Below are 21,852 nucleotides of genomic sequence, written 5' to 3' on the forward strand. Positions count from 1 at the left end.
TAACGATCAACAAGCATGTATGTAGTTTTGAGAGTACAATGTAAAAGAATTTGTGGCCAACAGCCACTTTTTCTTGTATATAGGGGATTGGTCAAATGGTATGATAGGGGTCTCCAAAACCTTTGGTGGGAGTTCGATTCTCTCATCCCCTGCTATTAGTAACGCTGAAAAGTCTTGTAGATCAGGATTTTTCAGCGTTTTTTAATTTTCTATATTGTTGTTTATGAGATGCTTTGAAAAAGGTATCTTTTTTTATTAATTTGTCGTCTACCAGGAGACCAATTAGGTAATATATAGAAATAAAATATAAATACACAGAAATAGTAAACCAGGATTGCATAGAGTTTCATTCTTTTAAATGATAAAATATAGGCATAATCATAAAAATATAGGAGATATATGATGAGTTTGGAAAATGCCTTTATAGAACAGCTGGCTCAATATATAGAAATAAATTATAAGGAATATTTACCAGTAACAGATGAAAATATACTTTACGAAAAATATGCACCCTTCGTAGATATTCCTGAACGAAAAGAACTGACCAGAGATCAGTCCATGGATCTGCAGCATCTTTTGGACGAAGCGGGAGATTCTTTTCATGAAAAGCTTTTTGAATTGATAGATAAGAGTGGGATGTCAGATGTTGAAGTATATAAAAGAGCATGTATTGACAGAAGATTATTTTCGAAGATTAGAAGTAATCCAGCTTATCATCCCGGAAAGAGTACAGTGCTGGCACTTGTATTTGCATTAAAGTTGGATATAAAAGCAGCAAGAGATCTTTTAGCCAGGGCGGAATATGCACTTTCTCCACCTAACAAAGGCGATCTGATCATAAAATATTTTATTGAGCATCAGGTGTACGATCTTATGGCATTAAATTTCACCTTAGAAGAATATGGGCAGCCAATACTTGGAGAATAACTGGTAAGATCCGGAAAGGAGATAATTAATATGTCATCACTTACAAAACAGGAAAGAACAGCAAAAATTGGAGAAATCGTGGAAAAAGTCACACAGATGACAGATGAACAGCTGGGAAATATTCATGAATATACATCGGATGAATTCGAAGAACCAAACCATGAAGCGGAGGCATTAAATGCAGTGATTCGATTGAGTCGAAAATATGGAAAAAATAAAGATGAGGTCAGATAACAGATGGGAAAGTTTTACTCATTATTAACTTCAGTTGGAATATATGAACAAAATTTGAGCCTTCCATCCTATGAGATGGATCTTAAATTAATGGAAAATGCATTAATAGAAGGTCTAAGGCTTTCGAAGGATACAATAAGAACTCTAGGGAGTTCTGGAATTGTAAAGATGAGAAGTTTTGTGCGTGCATTGATGGAATTTTCCAGTATGATTGAGGAAGAGGATGGATTTATTTTGTATTTTTCCGGTCATGGCTGCAATGGAGATCTGTGCTTTTCAGATGGAATGATCAATATTCAGAGCATCATTGATTTTGTAGAAAAGTTAAAATCAAAAAATAAAATTATTATTTTGGATTGCTGTTATTCTGGTAAATTTTATGTTTCCGGAGCCAAACAAATGAAATTGGAGGAAGCGATCACTACTTTTGCAGGAAACGGAACGGTTGTTCTTGCTTCTTCATCATCTAATGAGAGTTCATGGCTCGGACCCGGGAAGAACCACAGTTTGTATACAGGAATGTTAACAACAGCAATGACTGTTAATCGAAGAATCCATAAAGGAAAAATTTCTATTTTTGATATCCATGAGGAAGTATTAGCTATTGCAAAAGCATGGAATAAAAACAACCCTAATAAGATGCAGCATCCAATATATCGAGGGAGAATCGGTGGTACCATATACTTTGAGGTGGAGAAATATACTTCGTATGAGACTTTACAAGTGTATCTGAAAGCAGAAAATTATACAATAAGAAATGTAGAGCCATTATCTTCAAGGAAAGAAAAACGTTTGGCAGTATTTGTAATGATATCGGAGAAATATTGTGCAGAAAAGCAATTAGCATTAATAACGAAAGAGATTGTATCCTATGTCCGAAATTTAAATGTATTTTCTACGGCAGTTTCAGAAACAAAATTTAAAAATATGTCAGCCAGGGCTGTATGGTGTTATTTTGGACATGATGAGAGTGATATGGTCAATCATAGATATTTTGCCAGAAGTATATGGGCCTGCGACAGAAGTGGGAAAAAGAAATATTATTCAGAACAGAAAAATTCTTCAATAATAAGAGGTATATGGGTAACTACAGATTCTTTTTATGAATCCGTGCGCAGACTTCAGCAATCGGAACTTACCAGAGAGGAGTTCGAGTCCGGAATTCAGAAAACGTTATGCCAGACTACATCTTTGGCAGAACGATATATTGCAGATATCAGAGAAATTGATAATCAGACAAAAACAATTTCAGAAATTCGTGAAACATACAGAGAATGGATCCGACAGGTATATGAGGAATATTTTAAAATGACGGAAATTCCCACAGTACCAGATGATCTGCATGATCGTTTCAACATAGTGGAAGATCTGGCAGGCTGTGTATTGGATATGGCACTTTTGCTGAATAAAGATGAAGAATATACAGATGGAAACCAGTGGCTGATAAAGAATAACATTCGAAAGTATTATGAAGGACTGGAAAAGCTGAAAATAATTGACGAAAAAGGTAGATAAAGTCTGAATTAACGCCAAATATGCAAATTAGACAATAATTAATTGCTTTTTATGTATAAAAATCGTATAATCTGATTAAGAAAATTGTTGAATTCTGATAAAAACCACACATAGTTTAATACAGCAAAGCAAGAAGTTTACATAACATAAAATCGACAGAACTGAGGTGAAATTTCGTAGTAAATATAATATCGGTGTGATGAAAACATTACTTTCTTTACAAAAATGAGAGAGTAATGTTTTTTTATTAAGAATTCAAAGGAAGAGATTTACTGGAGGGAAAGAATGAAGACAATTAGAAGAAAAACAGGTATAGGATGGGAAGCATTGTTTCTGGGATTTAGTAAAGATCCACGAAGAAGGAACAAAAAAACGCAGCGAAGCCCAGGCAGAGCTTGCCAAGATTGAGGATGAACTGAAGCAGGCGTTACTGCAGGATGGGCAGAAGGTGTGATGGGAGGCTTTTTAAATGTATGCAGAACTTAAAGTGGAATTTGATTCAAACGAAATTAATTTTCAACAGTCATCAAACTTGCAGGGAGTACTGATGGAGAATATTTCATCAGAATATGCGGAAAAGCTACATGGAAATCAGTTAAATCCATATAGTCAATGCATTTTAAAAGAAGAAGGAAAAACTATCTGGTATCTTAAAACATTAAATACGGAAGCCTACGAAATGCTTTTGCTTCCAATGACAAAGCTTGATACGATTACGTTACGAAAAAAGAATAAAACAGTAAATTTATTAAATAAAACAGTAAGGATCAAAGAAGATAAAGAACTGATAAAAGAATTCTATGAAAATAAATGTTCCAGATATTTGGAATTAAGTTTTAAAACGCCCACATCATTTAAACGAGATGGAAAATATGTAATATATCCAGATTTAAGTTTAATATATGGAAGCCTTATGAGAAAGTTCAGTGCTGCATCGGAAGAGTTTAATATGTATGATGAAGATACATTAGAAGAACTTGTGACACAAAGTGAGATTGTAAGATATCGCTTACAGACAATACCGTTTCCATTGGAAAAAACGAACATTACAGGATTTATAGGAAATATTTGTATCCATATCAAGGGTCCGGAAACAATGGCAAGGTATGTAAGGATGCTGGCAAAATTTGGAGAGTTTTCCGGTGTTGGAATAAAGACAGGAATGGGAATGGGTGCAATGAAATATATCAGGAGGAATGAAGATGACTGATGAAAAAATTAAACTGATTATAGGAAGTCTGCTTCATGATATTGGAAAAGTAGTATACAGAGAGGGGGATGATCGTAGAAATCACAGTATTTCCGGTTATGATTTTTTAAAGGAAAATGGTGGTATTGATGATAAAGAAATTTTAAATTGTGTAAGATATCATCATATATCTGCTTTGAAGGGGGCAAAACTGCAGGAAAATGATCTGGCGTATATTGTGTATCTTGCAGATAATATTGCAGCTTTTGCAGACAGGAGAAAGAAAGAGGGCGAAGATGTTTCCGGATTTGATCTGTCAGTTCCTTTGCAGAGTATTTTCAATATATTAAATGAAAATGATCAGGAATATTATTATCTTCCGGGGGACATGGAAGATAAAGGGAATGTTAATTATCCAACTCCTGAAAAAAGAAGTTTTTCAAAAGAGTTTTATATGAAGATCCGACAGAGAGTGCTGGATAATTTCAAAGGAATGGATTGGAATGACGAATATCTGAATTCATTGTTAGCGGTGATGGAATCAAATCTTACTTATGTACCATCTTCTACTTCAAAGGGAGAACTAAGTGATATTTCACTGTTTGATCATGTAAAGCTTACGGCTGCTATCGCCAGTTGCATGTATGACTATTTAAATGAAAACCATTTGAAATATAAAGAAGAGCTTCTGGATAAAAAGGATTTTTATGATAAAAAAGCTTTTTTATTATGTTCAATGGATATTTCAGGTATTCAGAAATTTATTTATACGATCACGTCCAAAAATGCATTAAGAACTTTACGTGCAAGATCTTTTTATCTTGAAATCATGATGGAACATATCATTGATCTGTTGCTTGATAAGCTGGAGCTGTCCAGAGCGAATCTGTTATATTCAGGCGGAGGGCACTGTTATCTGCTTCTGGCTAACACAAAAAAGACAGTTGACAGGATAAATGAATTTCAAAAGGAATTAAAAGAATGGCTCCTGGAACAGTTTCAGATTGAATTGTATGTTGCTTTTGGTTATGTGGCATGTACTGGAAATGCTTTTCGTAATATTCCGGAGGGTAGTTATGGACAGTTATTCCGTGAGATGAGCAAAATGCTTTCAGAACAGAAACAACATAGATATTGTGCACAGGATATTATTAAGTTAAACCATAAAAAACTCAGGGATTATTCCAGAGAATGTAGGGTTTGTAAAAGAATCGGGCGGGTAGATGATGAAGGTGTTTGCCCATTATGCAGGAAAATAGAAAGCTTGTCCAAGAATGTTCTGTATAGTGAGTTCTTTTCAGTGGTCCTGGGAAATTCAGAAGAAAAAAAGGGCATGCCATTACCAGGAGGCTGTTACCTTGTGGCAGATACAAAAGAATCATTAAGCAGACGAATGGAAAAGGATGATCATTTTGTGCGTGCTTATTCCAAGAATAAAATGTATACCGGAAAACATATCGCGACTAAATTATGGGTGGGAGATTATACTACAGGAGATACATTTGAGGAATTTGCAAAGAAATCAAAGGGAATTAACAGAATTGGAGTTTTACGTGCTGATGTAGATAGCCTTGGACAGGCTATTGTATCCGGTTTCCAGAGTAAAAGAAATGGAGACAGATATATGACTTTGTCGAGAACTGCGGCATTATCCAGACAGTTATCTATTTTCTTTAAATATTACATTCGATTTTTGTTAAAAAACGGTGAATATTCGCTGGAAGGAAATGAAGGTATAAAGGAACGTCAGGCCACGATCGTATATTCTGGTGGAGATGATGTATTTATTGTCGGTGCATGGAATGATGTAATAGAGCTTTCTGTAGATCTGCAAAAAATGTTCCGAAAATACACACAGGGAACATTAAGCATTTCTGCAGGTATTGGTATTTATGAAGATTCATATCCTATTGCAGCTATCGCGCAGGAGACTGGAGCTATGGAGTCTGAATCGAAAAGAATGCCGAAAAAAAATGCAGTAACCATTATGGAAGATGGTGAGCGACATCTGGTGGAAGAAGATGAAGAGGAAAAAGAAATCAGTGACGGTACATATTCCTGGGAAGAATTTGATCAGGAAGTGATTCAGGAAAAATATAGAGCATTGAGTGAGTTCTTTGAGGATTTAGAAGACAGAGGTATGGCATTTTTGTACCGAATGTTGGAACTTGTACGTGGACATGAAGAAAAAATTAATTTTGCAAGGATGATGTATCTGCTTTCCAGACTGGAACCATCAGAAGAAGGACCGAAAAAAGAAAAATACAGACAGCTATCAAAAAAGATGTATGAGTGGATCCAATCAGACCAGGATTGCAGACAGTTGAAAACAGCAATTAATCTTTATGCTTATATGAATCGGAAAGGAGAGGGTAAAGATGAGGATTAATGATAATAATTGTGTGGATAAAGCGGAAAATGTTATAAAGAAATTGGTGGAAGATTCAAAACAAAAATATAGAGGAAAAATCAATATTGTTACAACCTCTAAGATAAGAAATCTGTTGGCTATGAATGCAGATATTTACAATCAGGTTCTTACAAAGTCTTCAGAAAAACTGGATGATGAGATTTGTGGAAGAATTGAGTATCTTCGAGTGCGTTTTATGTATGAATGTGGGCGAGAACCTAAAGTAAAGGAATTTGTGCAGCAGGCAGAAATTTTAGAGATACTCAAGGAGATCAAACAGAGCAAAAAAAATTATCTGTTATTCAGCAGATATATGGAGGCGCTGATCGCGTTTCATAAATATTATGGTGGAAAAGAACAGTAAGGGGGAAAGAATATGTACGCAAAAATTCAGATTTCAGGAGATATTTTAGTAAAGACAGGTATGCATATAGGTGGAAGCGGAGCCTTTGCTGCAATAGGAGCAGTAGATTCACCTGTTGTGAAAGATGTGAAAACAAATCTTCCTATGATACCAGGTAGTTCCTTAAAGGGAAAAATGAGAAGTCTTCTTGCCAAAGAATTCAATGAGCAGATAACAGAACCGAAAGGTGATCATGAGCGTATCAGCAGATTATTTGGATCTTCAGAAAAAAATAAGATCAAAAGAAGCAGGATTTTGTTTTCTGATATGGTATTAGCAAATGAACAGGAATTAAGAGAAGCAGGACTTCAGAGTATGACGGAAGTTAAATTTGAAAATTCTATTTCAAGACTTACTGCAGTAGCGAATCCGCGTCAGATTGAGAGAGCGGTCAGAGGGTCAGTTTTTGGATTGGATCTGATCTATGAAATGGAAAATGAGCAGGAATTTATAGAAGATATGCAAACTCTGGCAGAGGGAATGAAATTATTACAGTACGATTATCTGGGAGGAAGTGGATCTCGTGGTTATGGTAAGATTCAGTTCAACAATGTGCATGCAGAGGGTGTGATCGGCAATGTCGATAATATATTAATTGATAAATGTAATGAAATTCTCAAGGAAGTCGTAGACGCATAATGGAGGAGAGGGATTTTGGAGTATAAATTGTATTGTTTGGAATTTCTGACAGGAGTTCATTTCGGAAGTAAAAATCTGGACAGTACTGAGATCACTTTTCATGCAGATACATTATTTGCTGCATTGTTTCAGGAAGCATTAAAGATGGAAAAGCAGAAAGAATTTTTGAATGCTGTTTCAGAAGGCAGGATAGTATTATCAGATGCATTTCCATACATAGGGAAAAATTATTATATTCCTAAACCAATGATCTCTGTTCGTGTAGATGATAATGAGAAACAAGGAAATTCCAGACAGAAAAAAATGTTTAAGAATTTAAAGTATATTCCGGTAAACACAGTGGAAGCTTTTATAAATGGAACGTTTCCGGAAGAACATATGGAAGATATGCAGTATCTTGGAACTAATGGAATGAAGGTTTCAGTAGGGATCCGTGGAATGGAAGAGCCTCAGCCATATCGTGTAAGTACATATCATTTTACAGATGGCTCCGGTTTATATATAATAGCCGGAATGGAATCAGAAAAGGATCAGGAATGTTTGGACGAGTTATTTGAAAGCCTCCAATATACAGGATTAGGTGGCAAAAAAAGTTCTGGGATGGGAAGATTTAAATGTAGGGTTTGTGATATTCCGAGAGAAATGAAAGAACAGTTGACCCAAAAAGCGTCGCTGCATTTACTCTTATCAACAGCACTTCCCGAAGATGAAGAACTTGAAGATATTTTGAAAGGAGCAACATATAGTTTGCTCAAAAGAAGTGGATTTATAGATTCTCAGACATATGCCACTCAGCAAATGCGAAAAAGTGATATTTATGTTTTTTCTGCGGGTTCCTGTTTTGTAAATACTTTTAAAGGAAAAGTCATAGAAGAAAGAAATGGTGGAACTCATCCAATATTCCGTTATGCAAAAGCTTTTTTCATGGGGGTATAAAAATGGGACAGAAATTAAAAACATATCAGATACAGTTGACTGTAAAAGGTCCGGTATTCATAGGTGATGGGAATCAAATACAAAAGAAAGAATATGTTTTTCTGAACAGGAATACAATTGGAGTTGTGGATGCTGCGAAACTGTATTTTCTGGCACAAAAATTGCATATACAGAATGATCTTGAGCGTTTTATGGTTGAGGATACACGTGAGGATTTAAAACATTGGAGTATCAGAAACCATGTTTCGCTTACAGATCTGAAAAGGTGTATGAAATATACAGAAAATGTAGGAGACCGCTCCGAAGAAAAAGGCAAATTGCAGATTATGACATGCGTGACAGATCCTTATGGAAATCTGTATGTACCGGGAAGCTCATTAAAAGGAATGCTTAGAACGATTTTACTTAGCAAGGATATTGCTCAAGATCAGATAAAGTATAAAAGGGATCAGAGTCAGATCAGGAGTGAATTAAGTACTGGGAGAAAAAATCGTAAAATTTTGAATCGAAATATTGGAATAATTGAAAAAAAGGCTTTTTGTACATTAAAGCATACGGATAAAGAAGATGTGGAATTTGACAATATGTCTGGCATTATCGTAGGCGATAGTGAACCTTTGAGTAGAGAAGATATTGTTTTATGTCAGAAGTGGGAACAACATGTAGATGGATCATATAAAACATTAAATCTTCTGAGAGAGTGTATTAAACCTGGAACTGTGATAAAAAGCTCATTGACAATAGATGAAACAGAATGTAATCTAAAAATTGAGGATATTTTGGATGCAGTAAAATTGTTTTATGAGCAGTATTATCAGGTGTTCCAGAGTAAATTTCCGAGATGTGACAGAGGTAAACCTAATACAGTATTTCTTGGTGGTGGAAGTGGTTTTGTTTCAAAAACGGTTGTTTATCCTATGTTTGGTGAAAGAGAAGGTATTGAAATAACAAAAGATATCTTTGACAGAACAGGTGTGCCACAAGATCATAAACATTATAAAGATACAAGAATGAGGGTTTCACCACATATTTTGAAATGTACCCGCTATCAGGGGAAAGAATATATGATGGGACAATGTGAAATTGATATTTCTTAATAAAAGAGAATATCTGTTTGGATTTTGCCGCGCATGGCTTAAATACTGAGTTTGCTGCCGATTTAAGCGAATGAATTTTATTTGTTTTTCCAAAAATATTTTTCCCACGCAATCCCGACCATGAGCCCAGACTGGTGGCGGGATTGTAGGGATGGTATTGAGAAATGTAGTTCCCCGACAGGGGACGGAAACGGTCTTTTTATCTCCCCATCCAGTACGGAGCCATTATTGAGAAATGTAGTTCCCCGACAGGGGACGGAAACCATTTTCCATTGAATTTTTCTAACTGATCTCTTGTTATTGAGAAATGTAGTTCCCCGACAGGGGACGGAAACTTATATGGAACGAGGTGCTTTTAAATCCAATTGTAAGGATTGAGAAATGTAGTTCCCCGACAGGGGACGGAAACATGCATGCAGAAATTAAAGGATATACAGACAAATTGAGAAATGTAGTTCCCCGACAGGGGACGGAAACTAAGACACCTACTACAGACCAGCTGGTAGTTAACCTATTGAGAAATGTAGTTCCCCGACAGGGGACGGAAACTATGTTAATGCTACAATGATACTTAATATTTCATCTAATTGAGAAATGTAGTTCCCCGACAGGGGACGGAAACGGATTTTCTCCACAATTTCAAAAGTATGTGTATTCCATTGAGAAATGTAGTTCCCCGACAGGGGACGGAAACATGTCTCACCAACTTTTTTATTAAAATTGGCGATGTAATTGAGAAATGTAGTTCCCCGACAGGGGACGGAAACGATTTACGCCTAACTTGTCAAGCTCTGCAAGTTTAGAAAGAAATTGAGAAATGTAGTTCCCCGACAGGGGACGGAAACCCACATGGCGTTGTGAAATCCATTTAATAAGAAATTGAGAAATGTAGTTCCCCGACAGGGGACGGAAACTTAATTCTCCGGCGTATTTGATACTTTTGGGAAGATTGAGAAATGTAGTTCCCCGACAGGGGACGGAAACTTTGTTTTCCTCCTATTTTAAGTTGTGTTTTTTGTATTGAGAAATGTAGTTCCCCGACAGGGGACGGAAACGCTGAGTACGATTGCTACTATCGACCAGTCTACTATTGAGAAATGTAGTTCCCCGACAGGGGACGGAAACTTTCTTATAGTTTTCAACGCTCAGCTTTTTCAAATTGAGAAATGTAGTTCCCCGACAGGGGACGGAAACATGATTTTCTCGATATCGGAAAGTGAGCGCTTTACTGATTGAGAAATGTAGTTCCCCGACAGGGGACGGAAACCACGACTTGTTTTTATGTATCATTGATAGAAAACAAGTAATTGAGAAATGTAGTTCCCCGACAGGGGACGGAAACAATAACCTGTCACCGCTTCAGTTCCAAAATTATCATTGAGAAATGTAGTTCCCCGACAGGGGACGGAAACGTAATAATATATTTTTTCATAATTTATTTCCTTTCTGGAAATTGAGAAATGTAGTTCCCCGACAGGGGACGGAAACCAGTTATCATTTCTTGACTTTTGCCGGATCTGATTGAGAAATGTAGTTCCCCGACAGGGGACGGAAACATTTTGAAACTTTAAGAATTAGATTTCAGACAGTATCATTGAGAAATGTAGTTCCCCGACAGGGGACGGAAACCAGTTATCATTTCTTGACTTTTGCCGGATCTGATTGAGAAATGTAGTTCCCCGACAGGGGACGGAAACTGTATATTCGGACTTGGTGAATTTCTTGCCACCATTGAGAAATGTAGTTCCCCGACAGGGGACGGAAACTTTGCACTCATATGCTTCCGGGTCATCGTAGTCCTTCTCAATTGAGAAATGTAGTTCCCCGACAGGGGACGGAAACAGCGAATATTGCACTCATAAGCATAACTAATAAGGATTGAGAAATGTAATTCCCCGACAGGGGACGGAAACTCAGTTACGAATCCGGTCAATGTTGCTCTGTTTAATTGAGAAATGTAGTTTCCCGACAGGGGACGGAAACGTGTCTGATAATTAATGCTATAATCACAACACATAATTGAGAAATGTAGTTCCCCGATAGGGGACGGAAACTGCTCCACCAGCTGAGCTAACAGTCCTTGGGGTTCCATTGAGAAATGTAGTTCCCCGATAGAGGACGGAAACTTTTTTTGTTTTGCATTAAATATTTGTTTATTATTGAGAAATGTAGTTCCCTGACAGGGGACAGAAACTCTACAAACTTATCACCAAGTGCTTTCACCATGTCCATTGAGAAATGTGATTCCCCGACAGGGGACGAAAATATCTATCCATTTATTCGAGCACAGAACAATAAACTTTATTGATAACATGTAATATGCGGAGGTGGAAAATGGGATTTTTGTATGTGAATGAAAATGGAGCGACTATCGGAGTTGAAGCAAATCAATGTACTGTGAATTATAAGGACGGTATGAAACGTCTTATTCCAATTGAATCTTTAGATGGAATTACGATCATGGGACGTTCACAAATGACAACTCAGTGTGCGGAAGAATGTATGAGCAGAGGGATTCCGGTAAGCTATTTTTCGAAGGGCGGGAAATATTTTGGCCGGTTGATTTCAACAGGACATGTTAATGTGTCAAGACAGAGAAAACAAAGTGCTCTTTATGATACAGAATTTGCTGCAACGCTTGCTATGAAGATTCTTTGTGCAAAGATTAAAAATCAAAGTGTAGTATTACGTCGATATGAAAAAAGCAGAGGGATTAACCTGGAAGAAGAGCAAAAAATGTTGACAATCTGTAAAAATAAGATCATGACTTGTAATAGAATTGAGGAAATGATCGGTTTTGAAGGACAGGCGGCTAAATATTATTTTAAAGGACTGGCAGCCTGCATTGATAAAGAGTTTTCTTTTCAAGGAAGAAGTCATAGACCACCACGAGATGAATTTAATTCTATGATCAGTTTGGGCTATTCAATATTAATGAATGAAGTGTATTGTAAAATAGAAATGAAAGGCTTAAATCCTTATTTCGGTTTTATTCATAGGGATGCAGAAAAACATCCAACATTGGCAAGTGATATGATGGAAGAGTGGCGAGCAGTAATTGTAGATGCAACTGCAATGAGTATGATCAATGGACATGAGATACAAAAAGAACATTTTAATTTCAGCATGGATGAGCCAGGATGTTATCTGACGAGAGATGGTCTGAAAATATATCTGAATAAGCTGGAGCGTAAATTCCAGACAGAAGTGCGATATTTAAAATACGTGGATTATGCAGTAAGCTTTCGAAGAGGCATTTTTTTGCAAATGGAACATCTGGCAAAAGCAATAGAAGAAGGGGATGCAAATCTTTATGAGCCAATTACCATTCGATGATGAAGACTATTATTTTCAGATATCAGAAGAGTTGGAATCAGATAAGGAATTTATTCTGATCATTTATGATATTGTAGAGAACAAAAAAAGAGTAAAATTTGCCAAACTTTTATCTGGTTATGGAATAAGGGTGCAAAAATCGGCTTTTGAAGCAATGTTGACAAAACAACGATACAATAAATTGATTGAGGAAATTCCTCATTATATCGATAAATGTGAAGACAGCGTCAGGATATATAAGGTGTCAGGAAGAGAAAAAGTCATTTCCTGGGGAGAGGTGCCAGAATTTGATGAAGAAATTATCTTAATATAAGTTCTAATGAAAAATATAAAAAAGGGAGTATAAAAAATGGGAAAAAAATATTTATTTTCACCAATTGGAAACACAGACCCGATAAAGTATTTATATGATGGTTCAATGCTTCATATATGCAGATATTATGAACCAGATGTTGTATATCTGTATTTATCCAAAGAAATGGTAGAGAACCATAAAAAAGATAATAGATATGTAGAAACCCTGAATCTGTTAGGGGACTTTTTGAATCACAAATTTGAAGTACATATAATTGAAAATCCTGATATGGTAGATGTTCAACAGTATGATGTGTTTTATGATGAATTCCGGAAAATTATTTCAGAAATTGAAGAACAAAAAGAGAAAGAAGATCAGTTATTAGTTAATATGGCATCCGGAACACCTGGTATGAAAAGTGCACTGCTTATTATGGCAACGTTGGCGGAATACAGATTTTTGCCAATACAGGTGTCTACTCCACAGAAGAAAAGTAATCTGGAACATGAAGAAAGAGACGAATATGATGTTAAAGCGAACTGGGAACTGAATGAAGATAATGAGGAAAGTGCAGAAAACAGATGCCAGGAAGTGAAGTGTCTGAATCTGATGCGGCTACTGAAAATCGATATGATAAAAAAGCACTTATTATCTTATGATTATCATGCAGCGCTGGCAGTTGGTAAGGAAATCAAGGATGAATTAAATCCTGTGGCATGGAAGTGGTTACAGTCAGCAGATGCGAGAGCAGTTTTGGACTGGGAGAGAATGAACAGGGTTTTACCAGAAAATAATGGAATTATTTCAGCAGTGAGACAAGAAAATAAAAAGAAAATCTTGTTTGAATATCTGTTGGCTTTAGATTTAAAAGTAAAACGTGGAGAGTATGCAGATTTTATCAGAGGAATTACTCCATTAATCATTGATCTGCTGGAAATGGTCCTTGAGCAATTTTGCGAAATTAATGTTACACAGTATTATAAGAAAAAAGAAAGAAAATGGGATAGATATAAATTAGATGGCACAGAAGTATTGGGTATTATGAATGAAAAGTTTTATCCATTTAGATATGGGATAGTATATTCAAGCCATTTGCAACCAATTATTGAGAAAAAATGTAAAGATGATTTATTAAAACAGAGAACTAAAGGTCTGGTAGAAATTGAGCAGAATGTCAGAAATATTGCAGCTCATAATATTGTGTCAGCTACACCTGAGTGGGTTAAAGAACAAGCTGGCAGGAGTGTAGAAGATATTTTGTGGCTACTGAAATATATTTGCGAACAGGTAAAAATAAATACCAGAAAAGAAAATTGGGATTCATATGATTATATGAATAAGAGAATTATTGAAGAATTGGATAGATGAGTATGCTATTTCCCTTTTATGGGAAAATGAATTGCCGCTGGATGAGGTAAAGAAATTACAAATGAAATAACATTCTTAGAATTATGTAAATAAAACCAGGGGATTGCCACCAGGCAATCCCCTGAAATATTTCATATGAAATTATAAAATTATTTCGCTTCAGCCTCAGCGCCTTCAGCGTCCTCATCCTCTTCCGGAGCTGCCTCATATTCACCGATATGAACAACAACTGCATCCTCAGGAGTGATGAAGTGGACGTGTTTGCCTTCCGGGATCGGGAGGTCTTTTACATGGATATCACGGACGTCTGCAGGATAGCCGTTGAAGTCGATGACGATGGTGTCAAGAAGGTTGGCCGGATCTGCTTTGTAGTGGATCTCTTCCATCTCCTGCTCAACGATACCCTGAACCATGTCGGTGTGCTCCAGTTTGACAGCGACTGTTGTGGAAACCTTCTCACCGGCTACCAGTGCCTGGAAATCCAGAGCCATCAGCTGTTTTTCAATTGGATTATAGTCAATATTTTTTACCAGGGCATCAACTTTTTCGCCTTCGATGTCCAAGTAAATCTGTGTACCTTCTTTATTTGCTTTAATGAATTTGGCTGCCTCGGCACCGTCAAACTGAAGTGCTACAGGCTCTTTCATTTCTTTTCCACTAAGAATTCCTGTGACGTAACCCTCACGTCTTAATTTTTTAGCTTTTACATTCGGGTTTCTTTTCTCTGCTTTCAATGTGATCATGTCAAATTCCTCCTCCTGATGCATGGATTCCGGTAATGTTGCTGTTCGCGCTGTTCGCAGTAACACGAATTCTGCATTTCTTTTCTGACTGGGATCATTATAGCACTTCTCGGACGAGGTGGCTAACAAAAAGTTAGAAAATTTAAGAACAATATTTTGTATTGTTTAACTTATGTACAAAACTTCAAGGGTAAAATTAGACAAAAACAAAGCATATATTTGAGATTTTACAGAAAAAATTAAAACAACATAAAAAATTGCACAAATCAAGTGATCATAAAAGCCTGAAAGTTGGCATTTATCTGGAAGAGAGGCAAGTATTAAATATGAATATTCTATTTTTATTTGATTCAGATATGCGAGGAGACGGGAAATATCCATATTGCTGACATATTGGAGAGAGCTGTTGTGATCAATGTAATAAAAATTGGAAGATATGATGTAGGACAGAGATGGCGGTGAAAGAAGGTGGCAACATAACGCGATGGGTATTTTACTCTGGAGAAAGAATTTAACGGAATTGCATATAATTTCTGAAACAATTTAACATATAATTCACAAATCTTTATCTCAACCACGATATCTGAACAGCCGGAAAAATCCTATACTACAAACTATGTGAGCGAGAGAAGAGAAAGGAGATAAGTAATGTCAGAAATTGCACTTAGAAATGTATGTAAGCAATTTGATTCGGAGCATTACGGTGTGAAGGATTTTAATCTTGATATACATGATAAAGAGTTTGTGATCTTTGTAGGTCCGTCCGGATGTGGAAAATCCACCACTTTGCGTATCATCGCAGGCTTGGAGGAGATCACAGACGGTGAGCTGTGGATCGACGGTGAGCTTTCCAATTATCTGGAACCGAAGGAGAGGGGAATGTCCATGGTGTTCCAGAACTATGCCTTATATCCGAACATGACAGTTTATGGAAATATGGCATACGCCCTGAAGATCCGTAAGCTTCCGAAGGATGAGATCGACAGAAAGGTCCATGAGGTGGCAAAGATCCTGGAGATCGACCAGCTTCTTGACCGGAGGCCGGCGGCTCTTTCCGGCGGTCAGAAACAGCGAGTTGCCATTGGAAGTGCAATTATTCGGAAGCCGAAAGCCTTTCTCATGGATGAGCCCCTTTCCAACCTGGATGCAAAGCTCCGTGCTCAGATGCGTGTGGAGCTTGTGAAATTACATAAACAGCTGGACACCACCATTATTTATGTAACGCACGACCAGACAGAGGCCATGACTCTTGGGACTAAGATCGTGGTCATGAAGGATGGTCTGATCCAGCAGGTGGGAGCGCCGCAGAGTATTTATGACAATCCGGTAAATCTTTTCGTGGCAGGTTTCCTTGGTTCTCCGTCCATGAACTTTTTCCGGTGTACGGTAAAAGCAGAAGAAAATAATCGCACGGCCCTTCTTCTGGATGATGCCAAAACTGTGAAAAAGGTTTATCTGGACGGAACCAGAGGAAAACAGATCGCAGACAGATATAACGGCAGACACGTGATCCTTGGAATCCGTCCGGAGGATATCTACGAGTTTGATGAGGCGAAAAAGCTTGGTATTGAAAATGAAAGCGTAGATGTAGATGAGCCTGTAGTAAACCGGGAGATGCTGGGAGCGGAAGTGATCCTCTATTTTGATGAGCAGGGCAAAACTCTGGCAGTCCGCTTAAGTCCGGAAAATCAGACACAGGTAGGGGAGAAGGTTTCTCTGTATTTTGATATGGAGAAGGCCCATGTGTTTGATCCGGAGACAGAAGAAAATATTTTTGTGTCATGAATTTATGTCACGGAAGAGCTTGAGTACAGGCAGATCAGCCTGTAGATAGAATCTGATTATGCAAGGAGGAGAAATAGTTATGGAAAATAACAGCAAAAGCAAGATCACACCGTACTTATATCTGGTGCCTTGTATGCTTATTTTTGGAATTTTTCTGTTTTATCCGTTTGTGAAAACAATTTATTTAAGTCTTTACAAGACCAACAAGATGGGACAGGCAAAGCTGTACGTTGGTCTGGGCAATTATAAAGAGCTGCTTCAGTCAGCATCCTTTATCAACAGTTTGAAGGTGACGCTGATCTTTGTGCTGATCGTTGTGGTCGGCGGCATGCTTCTTGGTCTGATCGCAGCAGTGCTTTGTAACAAGGCGTTTCCAGGAATCCGGGTGTTCAGTACATCCTATGCTCTGCCAATGGCTATTGCATCCAGCTCTGCAGCGATGATCTTCCAGATCATGCTCCACCCGGCAGTAGGCATTGTGAACAAGCTTACCGGCCTGGATATCAACTGGCTGAACGATCCGAACACGGCTCTGATCTGCGTAGCCATTCTTACTGCGTGGCTGAACAGCGGGATCAATTTTCTGTATTTTTCCGCAGGACTCGGAAATATTGATGAGACCATTTATGAGAGAGCTTCTGTGGATGGAGCCAGCAGTGTGCAGCAGTTTTTCAGCCTGACGCTTCCGGGACTTTCCCCGATCATGTTTTACACACTGGTGGTAAATATCATTCAGGCATTTCAGTCCTTTGGACAGATCAAGATCCTGACAGAGGGTGGTCCTAATGAGTCTACCAATGTTATTGTTTATTCCATTTACAGGGATGCGTTTTTTAACTACCGCTTCGGAAGTGCGGCAGCCCAGTCGGTTATCCTGTTTGTGATCATCATGATCATCACACTGATCATGTTCCGTATTGAGAAGAAGGGAGTGAATTACTGATGAGCCAGATGGAAAATATGGCAGTCCCGGCAGTGGGAAATATGTCAAAAGAGGAGCTTCCGGAGCTGAAAAAAGCTATGAATGCAAAAGCTCTTGCAAAGAGAAGGACAAGAACAGCACTCCGTGTTACGGCAAATGTGGTGTTTGCAGTTCTGATCCTGCTTCCATTGCTTTATGCCATCAGTATTGCACTGATGCCTTCCAGTGAACTGTTTACTACAGAGTTGAATCTCTTTCCCAAGAATCCGACCTTTTCCAACTTTATCAATGCATTCCGCACCGTTCCACTTCTCCGATTCATATTGAATTCCTTTATCATGGCGGGATGCATTACCATCGGACAGATCATTACCTGTTCTCTTGCTGCTTTTGCGTTTTCTTTCCTGGAATTCAAAGGAAAAGGTATTCTCTTCATGGTTGTGATGGCAACCATGATGGTTCCGGGAGAGGCAACGATCATTTCCAACTACCTGACGGTATCAAGCTGGGGAATGCTGGATACTTATCAGGTACTGATCGTGCCTTACCTTACATCCGCAATGGGAATTTTCCTGTTCCGTCAGTTTTACATGACTTTCCCGATCTCACTGTATGAATCGGCAAAGCTTGACGGCTGCAGCAATCTGAAATTTATCGTAAGGATCCTGCTTCCGCTGACAAAATCCGCTATTGGCGCTATGGCAGTGTATACCTTTATCAACGCATGGAATATGTACATGTGGCCGCTGCTTGTAACAGGCTCCAACAATATGCGAACCGTTCAGATCGGTATCAGTATGCTGGATAGTGTGGATTCACAGTCCATCACCCTGATGATCGCAGGCGTTGTTATGATCATCATTCCGTCCATTTCCATCTTTATCGTTGGACAGAAGCAGCTGATCAGAGGAATGTTCTCTGGTGCAGTCAAGGGCTGATATCGGAGCAGGCAGCAACCCTGCAGCATCCTGCTGTAAGGGGAAAAATAATGCAAAAAGATACTGCAAAGTCGTAAGACGGGCAGTTCATCTTATATAAAAAAATGAAAAAAGAGAAAATTTTTCAAGAGGAGAAAAAAGTTATGAAGAAAAAAATCATCGCAGCTTTCCTTACCACAGCAATGACTATCGGTTCTCTTTCCGGAGTAACTGTATTCGCCGCAGATGCCGGCACAGATGAAAAAGTGGAAATGGCAGATGCTTCCGATGTAGACGGAACTACCATTACCTTCTGGCATTCCATGGGTGGTGTCAATGGTGAGGCGATCGATACACTGGTAAAAAAATTCAACGATGAGAATGAATACGGAATTACTGTAGATGCTCAGTATCAGGGTGAATATGATGATTCCCTGAACAAGCTGAAAAGTGCACAGATCGGAAACATGGGTGCGGATCTTGTACAGGTATATGAAATCGGAACAAGATTCATGATCGATTCCGGATGGATCGTGCCTATGCAGCAGATGATCGACGCAGACAGCTACGATGTATCTGAGATCGAGCCGAACCTGGCTGCATACTACACCATCGACAATGAGCTGTACTCCATGCCGTTCAACTCTTCCACACCGATCATGTATTACAACAAGGACATGTTTGATAAAGCAGGCATCACAGAAATTCCGGACAGCCTGGAGGGCATCGGTGAGATCGGACAGGATCTTCTGGACAAAGGCGGCGCAGGCGAGGTAATGTCTCTTGGAATCTACGGATGGTTCTTCGAGCAGTTTATCGGAAAGCAGGGCCTTGAGTATGCAAACAACGGAAACGGACGTAAAGAGGCTGCTACAGCTGTTGCTTTTGACGAGAATGATGCTGCAAAGAATATCCTTACAGCATGGAAGGATCTTAACGACAAGGGCTTCGCACCGGTCGTAGGAAAGGGTGGCGATGCAGGTCTGGCAGATTTTTCTGCAGGAAAATCTGCGATCACACTTGGCTCCACAGCTTCCCTGAAACAGATCCTTCAGGATGTAAACGGAAAATTTGAGGTTGGTACTGCATACTTCCCGAAGATCAAATCCAGTGACGAGGGCGGTGTTTCCATCGGAGGTGCATCTCTTTGGACACTGAACAACAATGATCCGAAAAAGCTTCGTGCAACATGGGAGTTCGTAAAATTCCTGATTTCTCCGGAGTCTCAGGCTTACTGGAACGCACAGACCGGATATTTCCCTGTAACTGTAAAAGCTCAGGAAGAGCAGGTATTTAAGGATAATGTTGCAAAATATCCGCAGTTCCAGACAGCGATCGACCAGCTCCATGATTCTTCCGCCGACTATGTAGGTGCTCTGTTAAGTGTATTCCCGGAGGCAAGAGCTACCGTGGAATCCGAGATTGAGAGCATGCTCAACGGAAAAGAGGATGTGGATACAGCTGTGAAAAACATGGCAGATTCCATCAACAAATCCATCGAAGAGTATAACCTGGTGAATGAATAATTCGAAAAGGCGTGGAAACTGAAAAAGAAAAATAAATATATACAGCCAAAAATCCCCGGGTAAGCTCCTGGGGATTTTTGCTATAGTCACGGAAAAAAACATCCTGACAGGAAAATATCAGGAGAAAAATCAGAGGAATCTCTGGACGTAAGAGTATATATTGGCTATAATGATGAAGTTAATATCTACTCCTCAGGAAGGAAGAAAAATCTGTGAATAGAAGTAAAAGAGAAGATTATAAGAGATTTGTGGTATTTTGTCTGGCAAGTCTGATCGTAATCGCACAGGCAGCGATCTTTGCTTATGTATGGTATGATTTTTACAGTGACCTGATCCTGAAGCCATTCTGGAGAAAAGGTAACTGGGTAATGATCCTGATCTATGCGCTGATCTATCTGATGTTTGCCAAGCTTTACGGAGGTCTGAAGGTAGGCTATCTGAAGAGGATCGATGTATTTTATTCACTGACGCTGGCAACGATCTGTACCAATGTTGTGACGTATTTTCAGATCACACTGATCAACAGATGGTTTATGTCGGCCAGACCGGTGATCGAAATGACCGGAGTCCAGCTTGTTGTGACGGTACTGTGGATCTGGGGCTCCAGGTATATTTACTCCAGACTGTACGGAGCCAGAAGGCTACTGGTGATCTACGGAGACCGTGATCCCGGTGATGTGATCCACAAGATGAACACCCGAAAGGATAAATACGATATCAGCGGTAAGGTTCATATCCGTGAGGGCGAAGAGAAGATCCATGCCATGATGGAAGATTATGAAGGCGTGATCATCTGGGATCTTCCGTCCCAGATCCGAAACAAGTATCTGAAATACTGTTTTTCTCATTCCATCCGTTGCTATATGAGCCCGAAGATTTCCGATATCATCCTGCTTGGAACAGACAGGATCCATCTGTTTGATACGCCGCTTCTGATGTGCAGGAATCAGGGACTTTCCATGGAGCAGCGTGCAGCCAAGAGAGTTCTGGATATCATTGTATCCGGACTTGGGATCATCGTATCCTCACCCATCATGCTGATCATTGCCATTGCGGTGAAGGCTTATGACGGCGGTCCGGTATTTTATCTCCAGGATCGTCTTACCTATCAGGGAAAGGAATTCCGCATCCGGAAATTCCGAAGCATGTGTGTGGATTCCGAGAAGAACGGGGCGCGTCTTGCATCCAAGCACGATTCCCGTATCACACCGGTAGGACATGTTCTGCGTAACCTGCATCTGGATGAGCTTCCCCAGCTGTTTAACGTGTTTATGGGTGATATGTCTCTGGTAGGTCCACGTCCGGAACGAGATGTGATCATGCAGGAATATGAGCAGGAAATCCCGGAATTCCACTATCGTCTTAAGGTAAAAGCCGGACTGACCGGTTATGCTCAGGTATATGGCAAATATAACACCACACCGTATGATAAGCTGAAGCTGGATCTGTTTTATATTGAAAATTATTCATTCCTTCTGGATATCAAGCTTCTGTTTATGACTGTAAAGATCTTTTTCCAGAAAGAAGTTTCCGAGGGCGTGGATGATAATCAGAAGAACGCTCTTAAGGATTCCGAAGACAAAAAATAAGTAACGAAACGAAATGCGTGT

General features: G+C 38.9%; 18 protein-coding genes, 1 tRNA gene and 1 CRISPR repeat array. Of the genes, 18 read left to right on the top strand and 1 reads right to left on the bottom strand.

Translation table 11 applies throughout. The features are described from left to right. The first annotated feature begins 81 nt into the window (after positions 1-81). The 13 genes from NQ489_RS00990 (at position 82) to csm6 (ending at position 14,349) form a co-directional block, all read left to right on the top strand. Positions 82-152, top strand: a tRNA-Trp gene (locus NQ489_RS00990). Between the two features lie 247 nt (positions 153-399). After that, on the top strand, positions 400-927 hold the full coding sequence (locus tag NQ489_RS00995; RefSeq protein ID WP_021651205.1) for a hypothetical protein: 528 nt from the start codon (positions 400-402) through the stop codon (positions 925-927). 30 nt (positions 928-957) lie between these two features. Beyond that, positions 958-1,161, top strand: coding sequence for a hypothetical protein (locus tag NQ489_RS01000; protein WP_021651204.1), 204 nt, complete (start codon positions 958-960; stop codon positions 1,159-1,161). A gap of 3 nt (positions 1,162-1,164) precedes the next feature. After that, positions 1,165-2,676 (top strand): caspase family protein, encoded by a 1,512-nt coding sequence (locus NQ489_RS01005; RefSeq protein ID WP_021651203.1) that lies wholly within the window; start codon positions 1,165-1,167, stop codon positions 2,674-2,676. 469 nt (positions 2,677-3,145) lie between these two features. Further along, the gene (cas6, locus tag NQ489_RS01010) at positions 3,146-3,886 is read left to right on the top strand and encodes a CRISPR-associated endoribonuclease Cas6 (RefSeq protein WP_021651201.1); all 741 of its coding nucleotides are present in this window, start codon (positions 3,146-3,148) and stop codon (positions 3,884-3,886) included. Then, positions 3,879-6,254, top strand: a complete 2,376-nt coding sequence (gene cas10 / locus NQ489_RS01015; protein WP_044961368.1) for a type III-A CRISPR-associated protein Cas10/Csm1 — start codon at positions 3,879-3,881, stop codon at positions 6,252-6,254. The genes cas6 and cas10 overlap by 8 nt, the downstream gene beginning before the upstream one ends. After that, positions 6,244-6,639, top strand: a complete 396-nt coding sequence (gene csm2 / locus NQ489_RS01020) for a type III-A CRISPR-associated protein Csm2 (protein ID WP_021651199.1) — start codon at positions 6,244-6,246, stop codon at positions 6,637-6,639. The genes cas10 and csm2 overlap by 11 nt, the downstream gene beginning before the upstream one ends. Positions 6,640-6,651: 12 nt before the next feature. Further along, entirely contained in the window at positions 6,652-7,317 is a 666-nt protein-coding gene (gene csm3 / locus NQ489_RS01025; protein WP_021651198.1) for a type III-A CRISPR-associated RAMP protein Csm3, read from the top strand. Positions 7,318-7,353: 36 nt separating this feature from the next. Beyond that, positions 7,354-8,253, top strand: a complete 900-nt coding sequence (gene csm4 / locus NQ489_RS01030) for a type III-A CRISPR-associated RAMP protein Csm4 (RefSeq protein ID WP_021651197.1) — start codon at positions 7,354-7,356, stop codon at positions 8,251-8,253. A gap of 2 nt (positions 8,254-8,255) precedes the next feature. After that, entirely contained in the window at positions 8,256-9,350 is a 1,095-nt protein-coding gene (gene csm5 / locus NQ489_RS01035; protein ID WP_021651196.1) for a type III-A CRISPR-associated RAMP protein Csm5, read from the top strand. 156 nt (positions 9,351-9,506) lie between these two features. Continuing rightward, a CRISPR array of direct repeats spans positions 9,507-11,616; the repeat unit is 36 nt; unit sequence ATTGAGAAATGTAGTTCCCCGACAGGGGACGGAAAC. A gap of 68 nt (positions 11,617-11,684) precedes the next feature. Next, positions 11,685-12,686 carry a CRISPR-associated endonuclease Cas1 gene (cas1, locus tag NQ489_RS01040; RefSeq protein WP_044961404.1) on the top strand — a complete coding sequence of 334 codons (1,002 nt, stop codon included), beginning with the start codon at positions 11,685-11,687 and terminating at the stop codon, positions 12,684-12,686. After that, positions 12,664-12,999: a CRISPR-associated endonuclease Cas2 gene (gene cas2 / locus NQ489_RS01045; RefSeq protein ID WP_021651247.1), complete on the top strand. Its 336-nt coding sequence runs from the start codon at positions 12,664-12,666 to the stop codon at positions 12,997-12,999. The genes cas1 and cas2 overlap by 23 nt, the downstream gene beginning before the upstream one ends. 36 nt (positions 13,000-13,035) lie before the next feature. Then, entirely contained in the window at positions 13,036-14,349 is a 1,314-nt protein-coding gene (gene csm6 / locus NQ489_RS01050; protein ID WP_021651248.1) for a type III-A CRISPR-associated CARF protein Csm6, read from the top strand. Positions 14,350-14,498: 149 nt separating this feature from the next. On the opposite strand, the gene NQ489_RS01055 is transcribed toward csm6, so the two are convergent. Then, positions 14,499-15,092: a 50S ribosomal protein L25 gene (locus NQ489_RS01055; RefSeq protein ID WP_044961406.1), complete on the bottom strand. Its 594-nt coding sequence runs from the start codon at positions 15,090-15,092 to the stop codon at positions 14,499-14,501. 648 nt (positions 15,093-15,740) lie between these two features. Here NQ489_RS01055 and NQ489_RS01060 point away from each other — a divergent pair. The 5 genes from NQ489_RS01060 (at position 15,741) to NQ489_RS01080 (ending at position 21,831) form a co-directional block, all read left to right on the top strand. Continuing rightward, the gene (locus tag NQ489_RS01060; protein WP_021651250.1) at positions 15,741-16,877 is read left to right on the top strand and encodes an ABC transporter ATP-binding protein; all 1,137 of its coding nucleotides are present in this window, start codon (positions 15,741-15,743) and stop codon (positions 16,875-16,877) included. A 79-nt stretch (positions 16,878-16,956) separates the two neighbouring features. Further along, on the top strand, positions 16,957-17,820 hold the full coding sequence (locus tag NQ489_RS01065) for a carbohydrate ABC transporter permease (RefSeq protein ID WP_015525321.1): 864 nt from the start codon (positions 16,957-16,959) through the stop codon (positions 17,818-17,820). Next, on the top strand, positions 17,820-18,737 hold the full coding sequence (locus tag NQ489_RS01070; protein WP_021651252.1) for a carbohydrate ABC transporter permease: 918 nt from the start codon (positions 17,820-17,822) through the stop codon (positions 18,735-18,737). Before NQ489_RS01065 ends, NQ489_RS01070 begins: the two co-directional genes overlap by 1 nt. A 143-nt stretch (positions 18,738-18,880) precedes the next feature. After that, the gene (locus tag NQ489_RS01075) at positions 18,881-20,242 is read left to right on the top strand and encodes an ABC transporter substrate-binding protein (RefSeq protein WP_044961408.1); all 1,362 of its coding nucleotides are present in this window, start codon (positions 18,881-18,883) and stop codon (positions 20,240-20,242) included. Between the two features lie 212 nt (positions 20,243-20,454). Continuing rightward, positions 20,455-21,831, top strand: coding sequence for a sugar transferase (locus NQ489_RS01080; RefSeq protein WP_021651254.1), 1,377 nt, complete (start codon positions 20,455-20,457; stop codon positions 21,829-21,831). Positions 21,832-21,852 lie beyond the last annotated feature (21 nt).

This window comes from Blautia sp. KLE_1732_HM_1032 (assembly GCF_025147905.1).
Lineage (GTDB): Bacteria > Bacillota > Clostridia > Lachnospirales > Lachnospiraceae > Blautia_A > Blautia_A fusiformis.

Bases quoted from the DNA above. Each gene is read 5' to 3' on its own strand.
- NQ489_RS00995 (WP_021651205.1), top strand. From the start codon at position 400: ATGATGAGTTTGGAAAATGCCTTTATAGAACAGCTGGCTCAATATATA.
- NQ489_RS01000 (WP_021651204.1), top strand. From the start codon at position 958: ATGTCATCACTTACAAAACAGGAAAGAACAGCAAAAATTGGAGAAATC.
- NQ489_RS01005 (WP_021651203.1), top strand. From the start codon at position 1,165: ATGGGAAAGTTTTACTCATTATTAACTTCAGTTGGAATATATGAACAA.
- cas6 (WP_021651201.1), top strand. From the start codon at position 3,146: ATGTATGCAGAACTTAAAGTGGAATTTGATTCAAACGAAATTAATTTT.
- cas10 (WP_044961368.1), top strand. From the start codon at position 3,879: ATGACTGATGAAAAAATTAAACTGATTATAGGAAGTCTGCTTCATGAT.
- csm2 (WP_021651199.1), top strand. From the start codon at position 6,244: ATGAGGATTAATGATAATAATTGTGTGGATAAAGCGGAAAATGTTATA.
- csm3 (WP_021651198.1), top strand. From the start codon at position 6,652: ATGTACGCAAAAATTCAGATTTCAGGAGATATTTTAGTAAAGACAGGT.
- csm5 (WP_021651196.1), top strand. From the start codon at position 8,256: ATGGGACAGAAATTAAAAACATATCAGATACAGTTGACTGTAAAAGGT.
- cas1 (WP_044961404.1), top strand. From the start codon at position 11,685: ATGGGATTTTTGTATGTGAATGAAAATGGAGCGACTATCGGAGTTGAA.
- cas2 (WP_021651247.1), top strand. From the start codon at position 12,664: ATGAGCCAATTACCATTCGATGATGAAGACTATTATTTTCAGATATCA.
- csm6 (WP_021651248.1), top strand. From the start codon at position 13,036: ATGGGAAAAAAATATTTATTTTCACCAATTGGAAACACAGACCCGATA.
- NQ489_RS01055 (WP_044961406.1), bottom strand. From the start codon at position 15,092: ATGATCACATTGAAAGCAGAGAAAAGAAACCCGAATGTAAAAGCTAAA.
- NQ489_RS01060 (WP_021651250.1), top strand. From the start codon at position 15,741: ATGTCAGAAATTGCACTTAGAAATGTATGTAAGCAATTTGATTCGGAG.
- NQ489_RS01065 (WP_015525321.1), top strand. From the start codon at position 16,957: ATGGAAAATAACAGCAAAAGCAAGATCACACCGTACTTATATCTGGTG.
- NQ489_RS01070 (WP_021651252.1), top strand. From the start codon at position 17,820: ATGAGCCAGATGGAAAATATGGCAGTCCCGGCAGTGGGAAATATGTCA.
- NQ489_RS01075 (WP_044961408.1), top strand. From the start codon at position 18,881: ATGAAGAAAAAAATCATCGCAGCTTTCCTTACCACAGCAATGACTATC.